Genomic DNA, 18558 nt, shown 5'->3' on the forward strand with positions numbered 1-18558 from the left:
TGGAATTACTTTGCTCGAAACAGCATGGGAGCTGTGTAGTTGAGATCATTGCGCCACACGCTGAAGACGTGGGCACCAGGGTAGGTCTTCCAAACCGCATTGACGCCCTTCTCCTTGAAGAGCTTGACCAGACGCTGTCCGGGTTCATGCATCGCGGTCTCTTTTTCTCCAGCACCGAGAAACAACAAATGCAAATTCTTCTTCGTCTGCTGGGGATTGGCCAACAACTCCTTCCAGGGAGACTGTTCTTCAATCGTCCCCGCCGTTTGCGGCCCGATGCCACCGAATCCGCCACTGTAAGCGAGTACATAGTGGAAGAGTTCCGGATGCTTAAGCCCGATTTGTACGCTTTGGAAGGCGCCCATAGACAGGCCGCCAATGGCCCGATGATCCGCGTCGGTGTAAACGCGGAAGTCCCTCTCGATCATCGGGATGACCTGATGCAGAAGTTCGTCGGTGAAGAACGTGAAGTTCAGCATTCCGGTCCACCCTTGATTTTCTCCTGGCTGCACTACCTCTTTGTAAGGACCGACCGAACCGCTCTGTCGCGCGTGGCCGTGAGGCATTACAACAATCATCGGCACGGCTTTGCCCTCAGCGATTAGGTTGTCGAGAATGATGTTCGCGCGTCCGTTCAACACCCATCCCATTTGGGTTTCACCATTGCCGTGCAGCAGGTAGTACACCGGATACTTCTTGTTCGATTTGTCGTAGTCGGGCGGCGTGTAAACCCACATGTAGCGGTTTACACCCATCGCCTGCGATTCGTATAAAACCATCCGCACTTGTCCGTGAGGGACCGGACGCGCATCGTAGAAGGCCGGTGAATCGCCCGGAACTTCGACCAAACTCGATGTATTCGCCAGACCAGCAGCGCGCGGCATGAAGCTGATATTAGACGGATCGGGCAGGTCGACACCTTCGATGCGGAAGTTGTAGATCCAGATCTCGGGCGAAATGGGGCCGATGGTTATGCTCCAGACGCCTTCGTTGTCTTTCGTCATCGGCTGCGGAGGCTGGCCCTGCAATACCTCTCCCGTGAGTTCAACTTGTTTTACGTCCGGAGCGCGCAGGCGAAAAGTGACCGTACGGTCAGGATGAACCTCGGGCGACTTCACGGGTGGAATAAATGGAAACCGAGTGGGCGGTGTCGCCGCAGCTCGAGGCGAACTGGCTGTTGTAGCGGCATTATTCTGTGCACCCAGTGACGAAGACAACAAAATCAAGAAGGCTGCGAAACTAACGAAGATGAGGGTCAACTTTTTCATGTCGTCGCTCCAGGAGCTTGGTCAATGTTCGCCTGCCCGGCTTCCAGTTCATCAGAAGCGAAGCGGGGCTATCGACCCGATGCCGGTGTCTGGGCAGTTCGTCGCGAAGCGAAGTATTCGTCCAGAACCTTCAATCCGTTTTCGTTAACCAATGGACCTGCCTTAGTTTTGGCTGCCTCAATGTGCAAGATCTGTGGTTTTGCGTTCTCGTAGGTGGGCCATGTGGGCAGTCCGGTACCGTTGGGATCGCCTGTCTTCACGAAGTTTGCCCAGTAGGTGCGCATCATCTCCGACAGAGCTTCGTCCTTTGCAGTTGGAGCAGGACGACCGTGTTCGGTAAGCTGCCTGAAAACGTAGGGGAGTTCTGCAGCGTGTCGGGCACCGTGAACAGCTGGATCTGATCCCGCGGGCAGTTCAGCCTTCTCGTTGAAGAAATAGACGAAGACCTTCGATTTGCCGGTCTTCGTTTGTAGGCGAGCCCACGTCCAGGTGTTCCAGCCGAAAGACGAATCACGCATGAGATTTCGCGCCGTCCATTTCTCCGCTGGTGTTTCGCCTCCGGGATAAGCAGCCAGGATCTTGTCTGCGAACTGCTGATAACGATCCCGTACACCTTGGACGTAGGACTTCTGTGTTTTTGGTGAACCAAACGTGGCGCCCTCATCCGAGTTGTAGCCAACGAGAACCGCTACGTCATTGTATTGACCTGATTCGTACAGTTCGTACTGGTCACCCACAATGACCCAGCCGTCCATATTCGGCCGCCACCAGCCCATCTGACGCGGACTCATTCCCAATAACTTCTCAGCTGGAATCTTTCGCAGCTCTGCGATATTGGAGACGCCAACGGAGGAAAGCCATGCTTCCCCTGACTTTTCGGCACTACTCAATGGCACCATTTCGCCGAAGGTTGCATCGGGACGCACTGGTCCGAACGAACCTCCGCTCTGCGATATGGCACCGCGGAACAGACCTTTGGTGAGCGGCGATCCACAAAGCATACTCACCGCGGCGGCACCCGCCGATTCACCCTGGATCGTCACTTTTTTGGGATCTCCACCGAATGCGGAAATGTTCCTTTGAACCCACTGGAGACCCGCGATCATGTCCAGTAGTCCGTAGTTTCCGGAGACGTGCTTGTCGTTCTCGGCACTCAGGTCAGGGTGAGCAAGGAAGCCAAATATGCCGAGCCGATAGCTCACCGACACCACAACCATGCCCTTCTTGGCCAGCCACTCACCGTGATAGAGCTTTTCGGCCGGTGCGCCGGCGACAAAGCCGCCGCCGTGGATCCAAAACAGAACCGGCAACTTCGCATTTGCGCTTTTGGCTGGAGTCCAGACGTTCAGGTATAGGCAGTCTTCACTGGGTGCCGGCAAGTTTGTGATTGCCGGATTGGTTTGCATGCACGCTCTACCAAACTCATTCGCAACTCGCACTCCGTCCCATTTAGCCGCAGGTTGCGGAGGTCGCCAGCGGAAATCACCCATGGGCGGCGCAGCGTAAGGAATGCCCCGGTACACGGTTAGGCCATCTTCCGATGTACCCTGCAGTAGGCCGCCTTCCACTTTGATCGGGTTTACGGGAGCAGCAGTTCCCGGCTTATGATCGCGAGCGCCTGGAAGGGCCTCGCACCGAACGACAACAGTCACTAGGATCAAACACATGATCCTAAAAGCGCGGTTGTTCATAATTTTCCTCAAAACGTTTGGGAGGTTACAAAACACCTTGATCACCGTCGCGCATGCCATTCCGGCTTCTGACGATTTTCACCTCTGTCGGATTCCCGCCGATGATGCTCTGCAGTTCAGGAGAAGAAATGGAAGGTGTCGCGCCCGTCTGCGTTGCAACCCAGGAAGCAAAACGGTTGGCACGCTCACTAATTTCCACGAGCGAGTTTCCTCTTAGGAAATCGTGAACGAGACATGCGGCAAATGCATCGCCCGCTCCAATCGCATCCGCGACTTCGACTTGAAAACCTTGATGCTCCACAGTCTGATCTTCCGACACAAGCAAGCTGCCTCGTGCGCCACGGGTCAGACAGACGAGTTTTAAATCGAATTCGCGCAAGAGCCTGCGGGATACTATCTCTTCCGTTCCACTTCCAAGCTTCAACAGAACGGCAACTTCCAACAACTCCTGCTCATTGATTTTCGCGATGTCTGCATATTGGAATGAGCGACAGAGCAGTTCCTGGCTGTAAAAGGATTGACGCAGATTCGCGTCGAACACTTTCAGCGCATTCTTGCGCAACTTCAGCAGAAACTGCTCGATTGTGGCTGCGGAAATACTGGAACGTTGTGCTAGGGATCCGAAACAAACAACATCGGCACGCGTTGACAAGTCTTCCCAGGAGGAAGTCCACTCCATGAAATCCCATGCAACAGGTTTCTTGATGGTGAAGTTCGGCTGCCCCATGGGATCGATGGAAACGTTGGCACTTCCCGTTTCGTGTATCTCGTCCTGCTGTACGTACGACGTATCAAGGCCGAGCGCCTGCATTGCACTACATGCTTCACGGCCGAGTTCATCGCACCCAACGCGACTAGCGACAATGCCGCGGTCACCCAGAACGTTCGCCATGTAGGCGAAGTTAGCAGGTGCGCCTCCGAGCACGTTGCCGGAAGGCAGCATGTCCCAGAGAACTTCTCCTAACCCAACCACTAACGCTGGTTCAGCCATGGACTTTTCTCAATCGGGTGTGGCGCACCGTTTAACCGTACCCCTAAAAGATTGGTGCGCCACACCATAGAACGTGGGTTCGTGAAGCTTTGCCCAAACGCGTTTTTATGTCAGCTCTCTCCACGTTTGCCGAAAGTCTCATTACCCGACCAGGCTCAGTACGTGATCTTCGGCATCATGCCGATGATTCCTTCGACGATGCCTGTTTCCGCACATCCGGGCTTCAGACGCGACGAAAGGACCTCGAAGGTCTGATGGCCGAACGAAGCATCGTCGGGGATGTAGCCCGAGTTCGCGAATCCGTTCGTCACGGTGATCATCATCGTCTTGGAATAAGGCGATTCCCGCTTCAACCGCTGTGCGATGGCGTTGTAAACCTCGCCATTGACTGCGCCGACAGCGATGTCATTGATCATCAGCAGGTCGACGGTGATGTTAACGTCGGGACCATCGGTGTACGTTCCCTGAATTCCTCCCCGTCCTTGGTTTGTGCGATTGCGTCCAGGACAGGTAACAGTCGATTCCTTGCCGAATATACGGACGTCGCTGACCCCCGGCTTAGCCTCTCGCATAGCACGCAGGACTTCCTCACCGAGCAATTGCCCCATCGAGTTCGACATCTCCTTTTGCTCTTCCATCAACCTCGCGACTTCGGGGTTCTTGCGATCGAGGCCTTGGCCGCCGGGCGGCATTGCATTGCTGATATCTTCGCCACGCTTGGCGTATTCCTTAATGCGAATCTCGCGAAGGTCGTAGGTCTGCTGAAAGTAGATGGGATTCTGATCGCCTGCGGCGCCGCTGGTAAACAACGCCACAGCTTTATCGCCAAGGGCCCGCTCGATGTACCGTGAAGCAGCCCCGGGAAAGTCGCCGCTCACCAGATCAAGATTGCCGGTTATGACGGCGTGCATGGCGTAATTGAAGTAGACGGCGATCGGTTCATCCTTCATCGAGACGAACTTAACGACAGCTACGGTCTTGTCGGACAAGCCGCTGTAGTTCGCGCCCTCCCACCATCCGTGCGTGACCGGATCGATTTGATCGCGCTGGACGTTGAGGTAGGAGACACCCTCTCCAAAGCTCACTTTTGCCGGCTGAAGCGCTTCCTTTGCTTTGCGGATAGACGAGAATATCTTCTCTATGTAAGCGCCTGTTGTATCAGGCGTGGTATCGCGATTCGGTCCGAAAGCGAATCGGCCAATGAATGGTGCGCTATGCGTGTGAGTGCCCGAGATCAACACATTCGCGACGGGAATCCCAAACTCCTTTTGTACGCGAGCGCGGATGTCACTCGCTGTCTGCGTCGGGATGCCGCCTGCGTCAAGACTCACGAGCACCGCACCGGTCTTCCCATTGTCGATGTAAATTGCTCTCGACCACACATGGTCCAGGATTCCCAGGAAATTCTTCGGCAACTCGTTCGGAGCTGGAGTGATATCGACCTTCGCTGCGCCCACGAGCAGGGGACCCGAAGGAACAGTTTGCGAACAAACGCTCGACGTATACGCAAGGAACATCACGATTGCGAGTACTTTGAAGTGCTTCTTCATCTGAACTCCCATGGTGTTTGCTGCACAGCGTAAGAAATGGGGGAGGCGGCCGTTTCAAAAACCGAACTCCGCACTCAGGAAGGATGCTGCGGACTTGATCGGTCCGCAGCATCTTCAGGGCTGGCGAGTTCCGGTTAGAACGCCAACTTCATATTGATTTGCATCTGACGCGCACCCTGAGTCGTAGTGATCTTCCCGAACGTCGGCAAAGCTGACCCGCCTGCGACTCCGAACGTAGTGTTAGGGCTGCCCCAACGCACTATGTTGAACGGGTTCGTGGCATCCGCGCCCAACTCGAATTTCAAGCGCTCAGTCAACTGGAACGTCTTCCGTAACGAAAGACTTTCTTGCTTCAGCCACGGTGACGTTATATTGCTCCAGAAACGCGGGGCGTCTCCGAAGGCAAAGAATGGCGGTGCCGAGAATGCCGCCGGGTTGAGGTAGTTGTTCGGATCCGAGGTGTCGCCGTATGGGTTCTGGCCGTTCCAATTTACATACACACCAGGGAAATAATCTGAGTAGCCGAACGTTGCAGCGAACGGGTTAATCGCGGCAATCTGGAGCGGCGCGCCAGACTGGTACCGCAAGCTGCCGCTGAGTGTCCATCCACCCAGGACAAGATCGACCGCCTTCGGGGCATCCTTCAGGAACGTTTTCCCATGCCCGAACGGCAGATCGTAGGAATAGCTCGCTCCGAAAACAAACTTCGGTGTTCCCGGATCGACGAACGTTGAACGGTCACCCGGATACTGCAAGAAGCCTTCGGCGAAATTGGCATAGGTAGTGTTTCCACCGTTCGCATTCGTAATGCTCTTCATCCAGGTGAAGTAGAAGGTCCCGACAAGACCGCGCGAGTAACGCTGCGTGGCCTTCATTTGCAGCGAGTGGAAGCTGGCCTTGCCCTCAGGCAGTAATGCTACGTTGCTCCGCACGTTCTGGTACTGAGGGTAGGGCTTCAGTGCCTGTGCAAGTGTGTTCGTGCCATTCGGAAAATCAGTGTTGAAGTTCGCATACGGAGCCGTGTAGCCGGCGCCAACCACAGCCGGAGAAGTGATCGGCTGCAGAAGCAGGAAGCCCAACCCGAGATTGCTGGCTGGCAAATAGTTGATTTGCGATGAGCCTGAGCCCAGGGTCAGGTGCGTCGAACGTGAGCCCTGATACGCAACTTCCAGAGAGAGGTTAGGAATCAGCTCGCGCTGAATAGCGAGGTTCCAGTTCACAATCTGAGGTAGCCGGTCGGCAGTCCGCGGAATATAGCTGATCGCCTGTCCGTTTAAGAAACTCGGGTCTATGACCGGCGGCATGTTGAAATTCTGCGGAAACGACTCCGTTCCCATCAGAAATACCGGCGTGTAACCACCGTCCGGCGAATTGAATGTAGGCAGAGCTGTGTAACCATCCGCACCCGTAGTCGTGAACGGTACCTGGTTGCCACTGTTTGCGTAAACGATTCCGGAAGACGCACGGACAACCGTCTTCTCACTGAGTTGATATGCAATGCCCAGCCGAGGACCGAAACCGCGGCGCCAAGGATCCTGGAATGTACGGTTATAACCATCTTTTCCGGCGTAAGCCAAGGCTCCGAGCCGTCCACCTGCTCCCGGGTTCGGCAAATTCGGATCAAAGCTGGTCAGAAAATCGTCCACCTCGTACATTGGCGGCATGTAGTCCCACCGCAACCCATACGAGATTGTCAGACTGTTCGTAACCTTCCATTCGTCTTGTGCGAAGAGTCCGTACTTGTTGAAACGCAAGCGGGTCTCGAGCGGGATGTACGCACTGGCTTGCGTCACCCTGCCTAACAGGAAGGACGCAAATGAGCTGCCCGAATTCGGAACCGAAGGTAATCCCGTTGCATTATTGGAGAACGTAAACGTTCCCGATGCACCGCCGAAACGGCGGTCTTCGTGATTCCGTCCCCATTCTCCGCCGAACTTAAACGTGTGCTTACCGTGAATCCAGGTGATGTTCTCGCTGATGAAGAAGCGCTTTTCCCGCCAATCTTCATCGTAGGAACGGCCAAAGTTTATGGGAGCAGCAACACCGCCCGAGAAGTTAATTGCCGGGAACGAACCGTCATCTGCTGGAATACCCGTGATCCCGAGTTGGTTATCCCATCCCTGGCCCGCGGTCTTATTAGCCCCGCGATTCTTATAACTGTCCACCGAAAACACGACGTGGTTGATCAGCGTTGGGCTGATGATGTAGTCGTGATTGAAACGGAATTTCCAGTTGTTGGCTATCTGATCTGTGACGTGATCCAGTGGGTTGGTTTGATCGGCACCCCAGACAGGATGTGGTCCAAGGCCTTGTTCCCAAATGACGCGGTGTTTGATTCCGTTCTGATAGGTGACGGACACCTTCTGGGTGTTGGAAAGGCTGTGGTCCACTTTTACTACAGTCGTATAGGAGTTAAGCCATGGCCAGTTCGGCGCAACGGCGCTGTGGAAGTTGTTCACAATGCCGGGCATATCGGGCGAAGGAATGAACGGAACGATTTCTGCCGCCGCGGGGCTGATTCGATTGTGGGGGATGATGTTACCGGGGAATGGATTACCGGTAGTGGGATCGTAAATGGGAACACCCAGTTCGGAGAAATCGAAATCCCCTGCGGGATTGCTTCGCCCAAGCATGCGTGCCGTAGGAACGGTGATCAGGTTCCCGCTAGCTCCGACCCGCGAACGGAACAGGTTGAGGCTGCCGAAGAAAAACGTCTTATTTTTGCCGTTGTAGACGCGCGGAATGACGATTGGTCCGCCCAGGGTAAAGCCGCCTTCGTTCTGCTTAAACGGCGTCACACCCGTTGCAAAGTAATTCTTTGCGTTAAGGGCGTCATTGCTGAGGTGGTCCCAAACGGAACCGTGTAGCTGACTGGTCCCCGATTTAATCGTGACGTTGACGACCGAGTTTCCGAAACCGCCATACTCGGCGTTGAAGCCGTTCGACGCCACGCTGAATTCTCCGACTTGCTCGATCGCCGGCGAGACTTCGGAGAAGCCCCCGCGAGCGATTCCCCATTCACTGCCGGGTGCGCCGTCCAGGTAAACTTCAAGGTCTCCTGCCGCGCCACCGTTCAGTTTGGTAACGAAGTCTCCCGAGTTCGTCGATCCGGGCAGGTTGTTGAGCAACTGCGTGACCGAGCGCTGGTAAGCGGGGTTGATCACCGGGAGGTCGTTGACTAACTTCTCTCCTAAACCCGCCGTGTTGCTGGTGGTGGAAACGTCAAGGAGCGGAGCCTCAGAACTGACCGTGACTTCCTGCTGAACGGCACCGGGAGTCAGCGACATATCGACGCGTACTTTTACGTTCGGACGGATCTCGATCCTGTCGCGAACCAGCGCTCCAAACCCTTGTTTCTTGACGACCACCTTATAGGTTCCCAGCGGCAAGTTCGGTGCCGTGTATAACCCCTCGTTGTTCGTTGTGTAATCACGAGCCGTGTTCGTCTGGGTCTGGACAATCTGAACGGATGCGCCCGGAACGACCGCACCGCTCTGGTCGGTCACAAGCCCTTCAATGGTTCCGCGGTCCGTCTGCGCAACGCATGGCGAAGCAACGGCAATCAGTACCAGCAGGGTGACCACAAGTGACAGGTTGCGTCCGCAACACTGACGAGCAGCCCTCGTTGCGCGCGACACTGGATGTAGGTCAAGGAGGTTTGTCATAACGCTCTTCATCTAAGACTCCTTCGGACGTGGAAGGTAAAGGTGTTGGGGGTCCCGACTTCTCTTTCCAGTCAACTTGGACGTAACGCGGAAAGACACATGGCGATTGCTTCGATACTGAACTGTCGACAACCGCCCGTCGCAAGCACTTTTAGCTTTCGCATTTAGAAGTTGTCAACATAATTGCTATACCAATTAGAAAAAGTTCCCTAGACCATACAGATCTCATAAGGACTTTTCGATGGGGCACAGCGCAGCATTCTGGCTATGGCACTGCAGAGAGCGCGTTTTGTGCGGCGTTTCCAACTCCACGATTGCGTGGGGAGTTTTAGTGGAAACGCAAAGGCCCAAACGATACGTGGAATGCGCCGAACACATTTTCGAAGTGGATGAATAGACGTTTTAGACGCCATATATCGATTGCCATATACAACTTGGAGGATAGGAACTTTCTAATGTGCTTGACACACTCCTTAGGACTCCACCAGAGTGTCACTGCCTGGCCCCCTCTGTCGACAAGAAACCAGGATCTAGAATTGAGGCAAGCATGAACACACGACTGTGGTGCTTCGTACCGTTTCTGATCGCTGCAACGTTAACTGGAATAGCGCAAGAGAATAACTGCGCGGATATTCTCTCTCTTAAGATCCCTCAGGTTGAAATCACCAAAGCTGTGCGCGTTGCAGAAGGAAGTTCAGTGCCGGGTCCTTACGGCCAGGGGCCGATATCGAACCTCCCTGCGTATTGTCGTGTGGAGGGTGTGATGAACCGACGCACGGGCGTCGGGGGTGAAGAATTTGGCATCAACTTCGCCCTCGCCATGCCCGACAAGTGGAATGGTGATTTTCTGATGCAAGGCGGAGGCGGTGGAAATGGAATTGTAATGCCCCCGCTTGGCTTAGTTGCCGCCGGGAACACACCTGCGCTAATGCGCGGGTTCGCAGTAGTCAGCAACGACACTGGCCATAAAAGTCACACTGGGCCATTTGACTTCGGGTTTATGAGAGACCAGCAAGCCTCGATCGACTTCGCCTATGCCGCTAACGCTCAGGTCGCAGCACTCGCCAAGCAACTGATCGCGCGCCATTACGGAAAGCCGGCGGCTTACTCCTACTTCGCTGGCTGTTCCACAGGAGGTCGCGAGGGGATGATTTTGTCGCAGCGCTTCCCCACCGTTTTCAACGGAATCATCTCCGGGGATCCGGCTATGCGCACCGGCCTCTCCAACCTGGCGATAGGCAGATGGATACCAATCGCCTTTAATCAGATTGCACCAAAAGACGCAGCCGGCAAGCCGGTCATTGATCGATCCATCACCGATAATGACCGAAAGCTGATTGCGGATGCGCTCCTGAAGCTCTGTGACGCGAAAGACGGCATTGCGGACGGACTCATCTCCGACCCGCTTGCATGCGACTTCGATCCTGGAATGCTGGCGTGCAAGGGAGCGAAGGACGATTCCTGCATTGCTCCCGCTACAGTCGCTGCAATTAAGAAGGCCCTTGCGGGCCCAAAAACATCAGGTGGAACCCAGGTCTATCCTGCGTTTCCATATGACACCGGCATCACCGGCGGAGCGCCGTTGCGCGGACTGCTCTCGCCAGGTCCGGGCATCTTTGGGCCGGCCACGACCGATATGTCGATGGACGTCGCGAGCGAAGCCCTTTCCGCCATCCAGCCCCTAGTGGACTCGATGGCCACGAATCTGACAACGTTCTCGGGCAATGGCGGCAAGCTGATTTTCTACCACGGCGTCAGCGATCCATGGTTCTCTGCTCTCGATACGTTCGGCTATTTCAAAGAAGTGGCCTCAACGAATGGCGGGTCGGAAGCCGTCTCCAAGTGGAGTCAGTTCTACTTCGTTCCGGGCATGAGCCATTGTGGTGGCGGTCAGTCCCTCGATCAATTCGACTTGTTGGGAGCTATGGTGAGTTGGGTGGAGAAAGGCATCACACCCAACTCGGTCATTTCAACAGGCAAGGCTTTTCCGGGACGCAGTCGCCCCCTGTGCCCATATCCAAAGCACGCGCAATACAAAGGAAATGGCGACCCGAACGACGCTGACAATTTCGAGTGCCGTTAATTACGGCACTCGAGCTTCTGTCATTCACTTCTTGGCTGCCGCCGACGACGAGGCGCGGAGCATCGTCAGATCAATCGCATCAGCCATAGCTTTAAACCCGGCGGCACTTGGGTGCAGAGAATCTCCGGAGTGATATCCCTCTCGGAATCGACTCGGCTGTTTTGGATCCCTTACCGCAGCATCGAAATCGATAACCCCATCAAATGTCCCGCTCGAACGGATCCACTGATTCACCGCCTGGCGGATCTCTTCGCCATCCACGGTGTAATAATCGGCACCCTCATAGGGAGTGAGCGTAGCGCCAAAGACTCTGATTCCATGCTGATGAGCACGTTCGACAATCTGCTTCAACCCTCCGATGATCTCGTCAGCGCTCACCATTTCACGCGCGAAAGGTGGCTCTTTCAGTTGCTCGCCACCGGGCATCCGCGGTTTCATGCGAGGCCACCCGATGTCGTTAATGCCTTCCAGTACGATTAGGTTCACCACCCCGGGCTGCGAAAGAACGTCGCGATCGAGCCGCGCGAGCGCATTGACTCCAGCTCCGTCGTGCAATATCCGATTGCCACCAATGCCTTCATTGACTACGGCCATCGGCGGCTGACCTTTCTGGGCCGACAGCCGGTTTGCCAAAAGATCTGGCCAGCCGCTGTAATCGCCCTGTTTTGCCCCGACGCCGTCCGTAATCGAATCTCCCAGAGCCACCGTCGTCTCGGTCTGGTCTGAAGACCAGACTTCAACGCCAGCCAGCCAGTACCACATCGTTGAAGTCTTCGCATCCGCGATATCCACCTTGGAAGTGAAGTCGCCCGGCCCTGAAATGTAGCTTTCATGCTGGCCCCAGAAGTGGACCGAAGAAGCTGGCGTTCGTGCAGGAACAAAAATACTGATCACCAACTCGGCAAACGGAGCGAATTTCAAGTCGACAGGATCGCTCAACAACGGCGCTCCACGTGGAATCTTCACAGAGCTCTTGCCGTAGAAGGTCAGAGTACGATCGGAGTCTGCAACGATCTTTGCCCCACCCGCACTAATCGCAATGTGCGCCGGTCCGACCGTCAGGGCATCCGTACCAAACGCATTCGATAACCTGATACGGACACGGTCGCCTCCGATTGTCGGTCGCACCACCATCCGAATCGTCTGGTTTTCAAACATCGGCGGCGGTGGAGCACCCGGGAAGGAAAGCGGCGCGTGAATAGCAGTACTCCAGGCACTTACCCAGTGTGCCTGCTTAGGCACAGTTCGCGCACTTACCGGAATACTGAGTACCACGATCGCGAGTAAAAGAAGTCTTAATCTGCGCACAACTCCTCCTTAGGAAGTCAGCGACCCTCCATTGCTAGTTATCGAAGGGCTAGTGGTTCAAACAAAGGAGCACCGTGCAGATATACACGGCGCTCCAAAGTGACGCTTTGGGGAGACGAAGCACAGCTATGGAGGACTCGCATTCCCGCCCTCCACAAGTGCACTTCCGACCATTACGGAATGCACTTTTAATCTTCGCAGCGTGAAATTGCAAAAAGAATTGGTATATCGGTGCGAGAAAGTTGCCTATACCTATGCGGACATGGAGGAGCACGTTAGTGTTTCTTACCATCCCATCCGCATGACTTGCGCACCACCAGCTCACACCGGAGAAGAACGTCTCGGGGCGGCAAATCAGGGTTGGCAATCCTGTCCAGCATCACGGCCATCGCAATTCTTCCGATGTCGCGACACGGCTGATGTAGCGTAGTCAGCGGAACCGGTAGTAACCGGGAATACTTCACATCGTCGATGCCGACGATTCGGATATCATCTGGGATCCGGCGGCCCAACGCTATAAGGGTGTGCATCAGTTGTCCAGCCGTGAGATCGTTCGCACACACGAAGGCATCTGGACGCTGCTTGTTCAGCACTGATTTGATGTATTTAGCGTCAGACACATCTCCGATGTTCACCATGTCTATCCTTTGCTTCTCGCCTAACAGCAAAAGAGCTTCACGATAACCTGCAATGCGTGCATCAACCGTGGGAGCGGAATTTGGCTTCGCAACGAATGCAATGCGCTTGGCCCCGGCTTTGATCAGTTGTTCGGCAGCCAGGTATCCCGTACGCCTGTTGTCAATTCCAACCAAGTCGTAGTTGCTCCGCTGCGGATACGGCTCAATGCATCGGTCGAGAAGTACGACCGGAATTCGAGCACGGTCAAGAGCTGCAACAATCCGGTGGTTAGCCTGGAACCGGTTCGAGCTGTACTCGACCGGGGCAAAGAACACCCCGGACACCTTACTGGCGATGTAGTGTTCACAAAGTTGCTCAGCAGCTCGCTCTTTGTCTTCCTCGTGTGCTACCGCGTTCCCCCACAGCAAAGAGTGGTGCATGGCTTCCTGGGCTTCCATCATGCCTTTGCAGATGGCCTCAAAGATCTCGGTCTGTCCCAGTTCAGGAATAAGCAGCCCAAACACATGACTCCCCGAATTGGAGTTCGAGTTCAAGGACACATAGGTTCCCGAGCCGACGCGCCTGGTCACCAGGCCCAATGCCTGGAGTTCCCGCATTGCTCTGAACACCGTCATCCGTGACGCTTTGAACCGCCGTACGAGTTCGGCTTCACTCGGCAACCGCTTGCCGGGCTTGTACACTCCCGAAGAGATGTCCTTCTGCAGTTTTTCAAAAATCTGACGGTATTTCTCGTTCGCCATGTGAGCCTCGTTGCACCGGCCTACTTAATGCCTGGAACCAAGTGTACATTTCGTGGCATTACCATATACAACTTATGCCAAGTTATCTAGTAAATTTCTTGACAGTGCGTCACGGTTTCCATAACAGTGTCTTGTCTTTGGAACTGTAATATGGGCCGTTCAAAAGGTTCGCAGTCAGCTTTGAACGTCAAACAAATCGGATTTTTCTTCGGATCGGGTCTACAGTGAAGAATCAAGTTCAACTCATTACGTACGTCGACCGCCTGGCTGGCGACTTCGGCAAATTGACCTCTTTGCTGGATACTCGCTTTGCTGGTATTTTCGGTGGCGCTCATCTGCTTCCCTTTTTCACCCCTATCGATGGGGCAGACGCAGGCTTCGATCCAGTCGATCACACCAGAGTCGATGACCGGCTCGGAGACTGGGATGACGTGCGAGTTCTGGGCCAGGATGTGGAACTCGTTGCCGATCTGATCGTCAATCATGTGTCTGCTCTATCTCCGCAGTTCCAGGATTTCTCCGAAAAAGGGGACGCGTCTCGATATGCCGGCATGTTCATGACCTTCGACCGCGCTTTCCCCAACGGCGCGAACGAGGAAGAACTGCTGAAGATATATCGGCCACGCCCCGGCCTTCCCTTCACCACGATGCGGATGAAGAATGGCCAGCAGCGCCTTGTGTGGACCACTTTCACGCCGCAGCAAATTGATATTGACGTAGAAAGCGCTCAGGGCAGCGCGTACATAGATGCGATCCTTACTCGCTTCCAGGATGCCGGAGTTCGCCTGATCCGGCTGGACGCAGTCGGTTACGCGATTAAGCGGGCGGGAACCAGTTGCTTCATGATTCCTGAGACATTCCAGTACATCTCGGAGCTGACTGCACGAGCCCACGCTTTGGGGATGGAAATCCTCGTCGAAATCCACAGTTACTACCGCGATCAGGTGGAGATTGCGCGTCGGGTCGACCGTGTCTATGACTTCGCCTTGCCGCCCCTGGTGCTTCACGCCATTTTCCAGCATGACGCGCGAGCACTGAAGCAGTGGCTGGCGATTGCGCCGCGGAACGCTGTCACCGTATTGGATACACACGACGGCATCGGCGTGATCGATGTGGGAGCCGACGCTCGCGACCCAGCAAATCGGCCAGGATTACTTGAACCCTGTGCCATCGATGAACTGGTGGAAACCATTCACGAACGCAGCCAGGACCAAAGCCGCAAGGCCACCGGAGCCGCAGCCAGTAATCTCGATCTGTATCAGGTGAACTGCACCTTCTACGACGCTCTCGGAAGGCGAGACAATGAGTACCTGCTTGCCCGGGCCATCCAGTTTTTCGCTCCCGGATTACCGCAGGTCTATTACGTCGGGCTCCTCGCCGGCTCAAACGATATGGACCTTCTGTCGCGTTCTGGAGTCGGTCGCGATATCAACCGGCACTACTACGCACCCAACGAGATTGACCTCGCTCTCGAACGTCCCGTCGTTCGCTCGCTCCTGGAGCTAATCAGATTTCGAAACTCGCATGTTGCCTTTTCCGGCGAGTTCCAGCTAATCGGGAGTGCCGATCGCGAACTCATCATGGAGTGGCGCTCCGGAGCGGATTTCGCTCGCCTCCAAGTGAACCTGGAAAAACTTGAGGCCGCGATTCTCTACTCCACCGACCACGGTGAGAAGAAGTATCCGGTGACAGTTCCGGAATTGCGCGCAATTAGCTCTTGAGTACTGCAAGCGGGGAGGACGTATATGTCGACAGAGACACACCGCGACTCGCACGTAGGGGCCAGCCGTAATCTTGCCACCATCAAGGCACTCACGTTTGTCATGTTCATGATGTTCGCCATGACAACAGATTCCGTGGGCGTCATCATCCCTGAGATCATCAAGCAGTTCTCGCTGAGCATGACTGCTGCCAGTGCTTTTCAATATGCCACGATGGGCGGCATCGCAATTGCAGGCTTCTTTCTAGGTTTCCTGGCGGATCGTGCCGGACGGAAGGCAACCATCGTTTTCGGGCTAGCCGCTTTCGCGCTGGATGCGTACCTCTTCGCGGTAGGCAACTCGTTTGGCTTCTTCGTTGTTCTCCTGGCGATCTCCGGCCTATCGATTGGCATATTCAAGACCGGCGCTCTGGCCCTTATCGGTGATATCTCCCGCTCCACGACGGAACACACATCCATCATGAACCTCGTCGAAGGGTTCTTCGGAATCGGATCCATCATTGGTCCGGCCTTGCTGGCTCAGTTGCTGATCATGGGTGTGCATTGGAAGTGGCTGTACGTTATCGCGGGAACGATGTGCGTCCTGCTGGTCATATTGGCGCTCCTCGTCAAGTATCCCGAGACGATTCGTACGACGGAAGAGCCCATCAATCTGGCCCGCACCATGGGCATGATGAAAGATCCCTACGCTCTGGGGTTCTCACTCGGTGAGTTCCTTTATGTTGCGACCGAATGTGCAATCTACGTCTGGATGCCAACATTACTGTCCGGCAAGACTGGGTTCTTCGCCCTTTACAGCATCTCCATCTTTTTCGTACTTCGTGCCGCGGGGCGGTTCGTTGGCGCCTGGGTGCTGAATCGGTTCTCCTGGACAGCCGCGCTGGTCCTTCTGAGTTCAGCCATCTTCGTCTGCTTTGTTGCTAGCGTTATGGGAGGTCCTGATCTCGCAGTCTACTTGCTCCCCTTCTCGGGACTTTTCATGTCCGTGATTTATCCCACCTTCAACTCAAAAGGAATCAGCTGTTTTCCGAAAACCGAGCACGGTGCCGTATCGGGTGTGATGCTTTTCTTTACCTGCGTCTCTGCCGCCGTCGGGCCGCTTGCAATGGGTGCGGTAAGCGACGCCATGGGTGGCCCCAAGTATGGTTTCATGCTGGCAACGCTGTTTGCCGGATTGCTATTCACTGCGTGTCTGCTCAACTGGATCTTCAATCCGACGCGCGAACGTCTGAAGTTGCTCGATCAAACTCAATACGAACACGCCACTGGCTCTTAACCCGGAGCAGTTTTGGACAGACGCGAATTCATTTTCCTGACACTCAGTGCTGCCGCCGCAGCGCACAGTCTGGGAGCATCCGACATGGACGATCCAGCCCTTAGGAAAGCAATGCAAGCGGTGATCGACGCTATTCCCACCGCGTCAGCAGATCGTAACCGCCCGGTGTACCATTTCGCGCCACCCGCAAATTGGACGAACGATCCCAATGGGACGATCTACTACGGTGGCTGGCACCACCTCTTCTATCAGTTCAATCCTTTCGCCACTCGGCTTGACAATCAGCACTGGGGACACGCGCGGAGCCGCGATCTGGTGAACTGGGAGCACTTGCCGATCGCCATATGGCCGTCATTAGATCGAGGCGAGAAAGCAATCTTCTCCGGTGGAGCAGCCATCGCGGCGGACGGACGCCCACGGCTTCTCTATACCAGCATCGGTGACCGCGAACCCGAACAGTGGCTCGTCTCTCCAAAGGATGCCGAGTTGATCACCTGGGCGAAATTCCCCAGGAATCCGGTCCTCACCCAGGCTGCACATGCCTCAGGACCAATTGCCCAATGGCGTGATCCGTTCATGTTTCGCAAGGATGGCGAAACTTACATGGTTTGTGGCGGAGGCACACGGACCGGACGTGCACAGGTTCAACTCTATCGCGCTACCAAGGACGACCTCACGCAGTGGAAGCATTTGGGCCCGATTTTTCAGACGCTTGACCGCGACGTACGTAACTTCGAATGTCCCAATCTGTTTCCGCTCGACGGCAAGTGGGTCATGATTGTGTCTCCGAACGGCGTTTGCGAATACTGGATTGGTGACCTCGATATCGCTTGCATGCGTTTCGAACCTTCGGCGCATGCTGTGCTTGATTCCGGCGACGCTTACGCCAGCAACATTTCCGTCGATGAGAAGGGCCGTACGCTCCTGTGGCTTTGGGGCCGGACCGATCCTCACGACACGTGGTTCAATCCCAGCCCTGAAGTTTCCAGCCGGCGTTGGGCCGGAGTCATCACCATGCCTCGAGTTCTCTCGATAGGTTCCGACGGGTATCTTCAGCAACGACCTGCTCAGGAGTTTGAAACGCTTCGTGGCGCGCCGGAATCGTTTGCTGGGTTGGTGCTTGAAAGAACCACTGTACTGAAAGGACTGAGCGCCGATTGCGCCGAATTTGAAGCCGAGTTCAGCGGCGCCGGAACTTTTGGATTAGAACTGCGCCGATCGGCTCAAGGCAAATCGGGCATCGTGGTAGCGATAGAAACATCATTCCGTGGCACACACCTCACGGTCGGTAACGCGCGCGCGTATGTGGGCAATGCCGACCGGTATAACGTCCGCGTGTTCCTCGATAAGCGATGCGTAGAAGTGTTCGTTAACGACGGAACTACCGCTCTGTATAACTGGTTCGAAGCCGCGCCGAATGACCTCGAAGTTGCTGTCTTCGGACAGCCCGCCAAACTCCCGCCATTCCTGGCATCGAAAAGGCCCCTGCCGCCTGCACCGCGTTTGGAGTCACTGACAGTATGGCCGATGAAGCCAGCAAAGTTCAGCCTCGATAGGTTCGTTTACTAAGTTGCACAGTCGGTTAACCGTAACGTGCATCGGTGATTCTTATCACATAGATTTGTTT

The 18558-nt window shown here is 55.2% G+C and carries 11 protein-coding genes; 4 read left to right on the top strand and 7 right to left on the bottom strand.

Features of this window, described 5'->3' with window-relative positions; all coding sequences use genetic code 11:
* Positions 1 to 5 precede the first annotated feature (5 nt).
* From VN577_08890 to VN577_08910, 5 genes are all read right to left on the bottom strand, one after another.
* Complete coding sequence (locus VN577_08890) at positions 6 to 1268, bottom strand: alpha/beta hydrolase-fold protein (GenBank protein ID HWR14932.1); 1263 nt, start codon at positions 1266 to 1268, stop codon at positions 6 to 8.
* A 68-nt stretch (positions 1269 to 1336) separates the two neighbouring features.
* Positions 1337 to 2920, bottom strand: a complete 1584-nt coding sequence (locus VN577_08895; protein HWR14933.1) for a carboxylesterase family protein — start codon at positions 2918 to 2920, stop codon at positions 1337 to 1339.
* A gap of 64 nt (positions 2921 to 2984) precedes the next feature.
* On the bottom strand, positions 2985 to 3950 hold the full coding sequence (locus VN577_08900) for a carbohydrate kinase (GenBank protein ID HWR14934.1): 966 nt from the start codon (positions 3948 to 3950) through the stop codon (positions 2985 to 2987).
* Between the two features lie 155 nt (positions 3951 to 4105).
* Positions 4106 to 5500, bottom strand: a complete 1395-nt coding sequence (locus VN577_08905; GenBank protein HWR14935.1) for a neutral/alkaline non-lysosomal ceramidase N-terminal domain-containing protein — start codon at positions 5498 to 5500, stop codon at positions 4106 to 4108.
* 134 nt (positions 5501 to 5634) lie between these two features.
* Positions 5635 to 9177: a TonB-dependent receptor gene (locus VN577_08910; protein HWR14936.1), complete on the bottom strand. Its 3543-nt coding sequence runs from the start codon at positions 9175 to 9177 to the stop codon at positions 5635 to 5637.
* A 535-nt stretch (positions 9178 to 9712) separates the two neighbouring features.
* Between VN577_08910 and VN577_08915 the strand changes: the two genes are divergently transcribed.
* Positions 9713 to 11248 (top strand): tannase/feruloyl esterase family alpha/beta hydrolase, encoded by a 1536-nt coding sequence (locus VN577_08915; GenBank protein HWR14937.1) that lies wholly within the window; start codon positions 9713 to 9715, stop codon positions 11246 to 11248.
* A gap of 24 nt (positions 11249 to 11272) precedes the next feature.
* On the opposite strand, the gene VN577_08920 is transcribed toward VN577_08915, so the two are convergent.
* Both VN577_08920 and VN577_08925 read right to left on the bottom strand, forming a co-directional pair.
* The gene (locus tag VN577_08920; GenBank protein ID HWR14938.1) at positions 11273 to 12556 is read right to left on the bottom strand and encodes an SGNH/GDSL hydrolase family protein; all 1284 of its coding nucleotides are present in this window, start codon (positions 12554 to 12556) and stop codon (positions 11273 to 11275) included.
* A gap of 275 nt (positions 12557 to 12831) precedes the next feature.
* Positions 12832 to 13935, bottom strand: coding sequence for a GntR family transcriptional regulator (locus VN577_08925; GenBank protein HWR14939.1), 1104 nt, complete (start codon positions 13933 to 13935; stop codon positions 12832 to 12834).
* A 224-nt stretch (positions 13936 to 14159) separates the two neighbouring features.
* Between VN577_08925 and gtfA the strand changes: the two genes are divergently transcribed.
* From gtfA to VN577_08940, 3 genes are read left to right on the top strand one after another with little or no spacing between them, the layout of a single operon-like run.
* Positions 14160 to 15656 carry a sucrose phosphorylase gene (gene gtfA / locus VN577_08930; GenBank protein ID HWR14940.1) on the top strand — a complete coding sequence of 499 codons (1497 nt, stop codon included), beginning with the start codon at positions 14160 to 14162 and terminating at the stop codon, positions 15654 to 15656.
* Between the two features lie 24 nt (positions 15657 to 15680).
* The gene (locus VN577_08935; GenBank protein ID HWR14941.1) at positions 15681 to 16931 is read left to right on the top strand and encodes an MFS transporter; all 1251 of its coding nucleotides are present in this window, start codon (positions 15681 to 15683) and stop codon (positions 16929 to 16931) included.
* 12 nt (positions 16932 to 16943) lie between these two features.
* Positions 16944 to 18500, top strand: coding sequence for a glycoside hydrolase family 32 protein (locus VN577_08940; GenBank protein ID HWR14942.1), 1557 nt, complete (start codon positions 16944 to 16946; stop codon positions 18498 to 18500).
* Positions 18501 to 18558: the final 58 nt, after the last annotated feature.

The sequence above is a fragment of the Terriglobales bacterium genome (genome assembly GCA_035561515.1).
Classification (GTDB): domain Bacteria; phylum Acidobacteriota; class Terriglobia; order Terriglobales; family Acidobacteriaceae; genus DATMXP01.

Bases quoted from the DNA above. Each gene is read 5' to 3' on its own strand.
- VN577_08915 (HWR14937.1), top strand. From the start codon at position 9,713: ATGAACACACGACTGTGGTGCTTCGTACCGTTTCTGATCGCTGCAACG.
- VN577_08905 (HWR14935.1), bottom strand. From the start codon at position 5,500: ATGAAGAAGCACTTCAAAGTACTCGCAATCGTGATGTTCCTTGCGTAT.
- VN577_08900 (HWR14934.1), bottom strand. From the start codon at position 3,950: ATGGCTGAACCAGCGTTAGTGGTTGGGTTAGGAGAAGTTCTCTGGGAC.
- VN577_08910 (HWR14936.1), bottom strand. From the start codon at position 9,177: ATGAAGAGCGTTATGACAAACCTCCTTGACCTACATCCAGTGTCGCGC.
- VN577_08890 (HWR14932.1), bottom strand. From the start codon at position 1,268: ATGAAAAAGTTGACCCTCATCTTCGTTAGTTTCGCAGCCTTCTTGATT.
- VN577_08925 (HWR14939.1), bottom strand. From the start codon at position 13,935: ATGGCGAACGAGAAATACCGTCAGATTTTTGAAAAACTGCAGAAGGAC.
- VN577_08935 (HWR14941.1), top strand. From the start codon at position 15,681: ATGTCGACAGAGACACACCGCGACTCGCACGTAGGGGCCAGCCGTAAT.